The following is a 639-nucleotide window of genomic DNA, read 5'->3' as shown; positions in this document are numbered from 1 at the left end:
CAACCGCCGATCTGCCCAGGGATGTGGCGATGTCGCCGGTGACGACATCGCAAGATCCTCATTCTGGCACCGATCCGTGGCCGGTGCCGAGCCTTTGCTTACGTGCCGAAATACTCTTCGTACTTCTGCTTGATCTCTTCAACGGCATCCCGAACGTTCGACGGATCGGAGTCGAGAAGCTTGATCTGGGAGAGCGGCGTGCGGTTGGATTTCTCCTTCACGTCCGGGCGAACCGAACGCAAACCGCCGAAATCGTCATTCAACTGCTGCGCTTCCTGAGAGAACATGAAGGAATAGAACAGCTTGGCCGCGTTCGGATGGGGAGCATAAGCCAGGATTGCGGCGTTGCCGTAGGCGATCGAGGTTCCCTCCGCCGGATAGACCGCCTTGATCGGCACGCCTTTGTCCTGGAGGATGAAGACGTTGTATTCGTTGCCGTCGGCCTGGATCGGGCGTTCGCCCTGGGCGAGGACCTTCGGCGGCTCCGTCGAGGACTGAACCTGCATGACACCCTGCTTGCCCAATTTCTCGAAATAGTCCCATCCGAGAAGCTGGCTGAGTGCGTAGGTGGCGGTCATCACGTTGCCGCTGTAGCCGGGATGCGACTTCACCAGCTTGCCTTTGTATTTGGGATCGAGC

At 58.8% G+C, this 639-nt stretch carries 1 protein-coding gene; it reads right to left on the bottom strand.

Annotated elements, in window-relative coordinates:
- Positions 1–98: 98 nt before the first annotated feature.
- On the bottom strand, positions 99–639 hold a 541-nt coding region (locus tag ACXJ7R_RS35635), incomplete at its 5' end, for an ABC transporter substrate-binding protein (RefSeq protein ID WP_457155874.1).

This window comes from Mesorhizobium sp. P5_C1, from assembly GCF_054049815.1.
The sequence above is the reverse complement of the archived record's forward strand: the minus strand, read 5'-3'. Positions and strand labels throughout refer to the sequence as shown.